This is a genomic window from Isoptericola sp. NPDC055063, assembly GCF_053608125.1.
The window spans coordinates 76,376-80,051 of record NZ_JBSGUW010000011.1; the positions used below are offsets into that span (position 1 = coordinate 76,376).

The 3,676-nt window shown below is 72.3% G+C and carries 1 protein-coding gene; it reads left to right on the top strand.

From position 1 onward, the window contains the following. Positions 1-214 precede the first annotated feature (214 nt). The gene (locus ACWF41_RS14530) at positions 215-3,559 is read left to right on the top strand and encodes an efflux RND transporter permease subunit (RefSeq protein WP_380326931.1); all 3,345 of its coding nucleotides are present in this window, start codon (positions 215-217) and stop codon (positions 3,557-3,559) included. Positions 3,560-3,676: the final 117 nt, after the last annotated feature.

Genomic DNA, 3,676 nt, shown 5'->3' on the forward strand with positions numbered 1-3,676 from the left:
GGGGCAGTTGTGAGGCTTCGCTCCCTTCATGTGGTTATCTCTTTTTTCGTGTCCATGACCCACCCCAACGGCTGGCCACTCGCTCCCCCCCCCCCCGCCCCCCGTCCGACTTTCGGATGATGCCCGGGGGAACCGCGGGCGCGTATCGTCCGTTCAGCCCTGCGTCACGACAGCGGAGTCGTGCCCGTCCTGCCGACCGCCCTCTGGAGTGAGCGTGTTCCGACTTGCCCGCCTGTCCCTGGCGAACCGCGCCGTCGTCGCCCTGGCGACCGTCGCGATCCTCGTCTTCGGGGTGATGAGCCTGGGCTCCCTGAAGCAGGAGCTCATCCCGTCCCTCGAGCTCCCCGCCGGAGCCGTCGTCGCCGTGTACCCCGGCGCGTCACCCGAGGTGGTCGAGGAGCGCGTCACCGAGCCGCTCGAGGCCGCCGCGCAGTCCGTCGAGGGGATCGAGTCGATCGGCTCGACGGCGTCGACCGGCAGCTCCGTCACGACCGTCCAGTTCACGTACGGCACCGACATGGACGCCGCCACGCAGCGCCTGCAGACCGCGATCACGCGCACGCAGTCGCAGCTGCCGGAGGACGTCGAGCCGCAGGTGATCACCGGGTCGCTCGACGACCTGCCCGTCATCCAGCTCGCCGCCGCGGGCGCCGACGGCTCCGTGGACGCCGCCGCGCTGGCGGACACGGTGGAGACGGTCGTGGTGCCGGCGCTGGAGGACGTCGACGACGTGCGGTCCGTGGCCGTGACCGGCGGCGAGACCGACCAGGTGCTCGTCGACGTGGACACGAAGAAGCTGGCGAAGGCCGGCCTCACCACCGACGACGTGGCGTCCGTCCTCAAGGACAACGGCGTCGTGCTGCCCGCCGGCACCATCACCGACGACGACGTCACCTACTCTGTCCAGGCCGGCTCCAGCATCGACAGCGTCAAGGAGCTCAAGGCGCTGCCCCTGGTCGTGACCCCGGACGCCGCGGCCGCCGCCGGGGCGTCGAGCACCGGCGACGCCACGGGCGGCACCACGGGCGAGACCGGCGACGGCACGGGCGCCCCGCCGGCCGCGGCCGGCCAGGCCGACCCGACCGCCACCCAGGCGCCGCAGGCGCCCGAGCCCGTGGTCCTCTCCGACGTCGCCACCGTCAAGGTGGTTCCGGTCGACGCGACCTCCCACTCCCGCCTGGACGGCGAGCCGTCGCTGGGCGTCGCCATCACCAAGACCCCCGACGGCAACACCGTCGACGTCTCGCACGCCGTCCAGGACGCGCTGGACGACCTGAAGCCCGAGCTCGCCGCCGCCGGCGTCACCACCGCCGTCGTCTTCGACCAGGCGCCGTTCATCGAGGAGTCGATCAGCGGCCTCGCCACCGAGGGCGGGCTGGGCCTCGTGTTCGCGGTCCTCGTGATCCTCGTCTTCCTCATGTCGGTGCGGTCCACGCTGGTGTCGGCCGTGTCGATCCCGCTGTCGCTGGCCGCCACGTTCGTGGTCATGAACCTCACGGGCTACACGCTCAACATCCTCACGCTGGGCGCCCTGACCATCTCGATCGGCCGCGTCGTGGACGACGCGATCGTCGTCATCGAGAACATCAAGAGACACCTGTCGTACGGCGAGGAGAAGAAGGCCGCCATCCTCACCGCGGTGCGCGAGGTGGGCGGCGCCATCGCGGCGTCGACCATCTGCACCGTCGCGGTGTTCGCGCCCATCGCGTTCGTCAGCGGCATGGTGGGCGAGTTGTTCCGCCCGTTCGCCATGACGGTCACCATCGCGATGCTCTCGTCGCTCGTCGTGGCCCTCACGATCGTGCCCGTCCTGGCGTACTGGTTCGTCAAGACGCCCGCCGTGCCCGCCACGCCCGAGGAGGCCGAGCAGGTGCGCGAGGCCGCCGAGGCCAAGGAGCGCCGCGGCCTGTGGCAGCGGGCGTACGTGCCGAGCCTCGGCGCGGCCCTGCGCCACCCGTGGGTGACGCTCGTCATCGCGGTCGCCGTCCTCGGCGGCACGCTCGCGATGGTGCCGCGCCTGGAGACCAACTTCATCGGCGACTCCGGCCAGGACACCGTCACGGTGACCCAGACGTTCGAGCCCGGCGCGTCGCTCGAGGCGCAGGACGCCGCGGCGTCCGACGTCGAGGACGCCCTCGACGGCGTCGACGCGGTGCAGAGCGTGCAGACCACGGTCGGCACGGGAGACGCCGCGCAGGCCGCCTTCATGGGCGGCGGCTCCGCCCCGAAGGCCACGTTCTCGATCACGCTCGACCCCGACGCCGACGCCGTCGCCGCCCAGGACGAGATCCGTGACGCCGTCGAGCCGCTGGCCGACGAGGGCGTCACGACCGGGGTCAGCGTCTCCGGCGGTGACTCCGGCTTCGGGTCCAGCACGGTGGACCTCGTGGTCCGCTCGCACGACGAGGACGGTCTCGCCACGGCGGCGCAGCAGGTCACCGACGCGGTGTCCGGGCTGGACGGCGTGGCCGAGGTGAGCAACAACCTGTCCGCCGCGCAGCAGGTGGTGCAGGTGGACGTCGACCGGGACGAGGCGGCCGCGCTGGGCCTCACGGAGACCCAGGTGTCCGGCATCGTCGCGGGCGCGATGGACCCCGAGCAGACCGTGGGCCAGGTGGACGTCGGCGACGGCCCCACCGACGTCGTCGTGAAGTCCGGCGACGCGCCGGCCACCCAGGCCGAGATCGAGGACCTCGAGCTCCCGACGGCCACCGGCATGGTGCCGCTCACCGACGTCGCCACCGTCGAGAAGGTCGACGTGCCCACGTCGATCTCCCGCACCGACGGCGAGCGCTCGGCCACCGTGTCCGTGACGCCCGAGACGCAGGACGTCGGCACGCTGAGCGCCGACATCACGGCCGCCACCGACGGGCTGGACCTGCCGGCCGGCGCCACCGTCGAGGTGGGCGGCGTCGCCGCCGACCAGGCGGACGCCTTCGCCGACCTCGGCCTGGCGCTCGTCGCGGCGATCGCCATCGTCTACCTCGTGATGGTCGCGACCTTCGGGTCGCTGGTGCAGCCGCTCATCCTGCTGGTGTCGGTGCCGTTCGCGGCCACGGGCGCGCTGCTGGCGCTGCTGGCCACGGACACGCCGCTGGGCGTGCCCGCGCTGATCGGCGTGCTGATGCTCATCGGCATCGTGGTCTCGAACGCCATCGTGCTCATCGACCTCATCAACCAGTACCGCGAGCGCGGGAAGACGCTGGACGACGCCGTGCACGAGGGCGCCCGCAAGCGTCTGCGGCCGATCGTCATGACGGCGCTCGCGACGATCTTCGCGCTCACCCCGATGGCGGTCGGGATCACCGGCGGCGGCTCGTTCATCAGCCAGCCGCTCGCGCTGGTGGTCATCGGCGGCCTCGTGTCGTCCACGCTGCTGACGCTGTTCGTCGTGCCGGTGATCTACACGCTCATCGAGCGGCGCAAGGAGCGGCGCCGGGTCAAGCGCGACTCCCGCGCCCTGCGCAAGGCGGAGAAGGCCGCCGCCCGCGCGGCCGACAAGGCGGAGAAGGCCGAGGAGGCCGCCGCCGTCGCCCGCCGCGCGGCGGACACCGCCTGACCGCGCCCTGCCCCTCACCCCACTGTGTTGGGGGGGGGGGGGTGGGGGGGGGTTTTTTTTGCAAAAAGAGAAAAAAACAGCCCACACAACCAAGAGGGGGCGGCGCGGCGCGTGGGG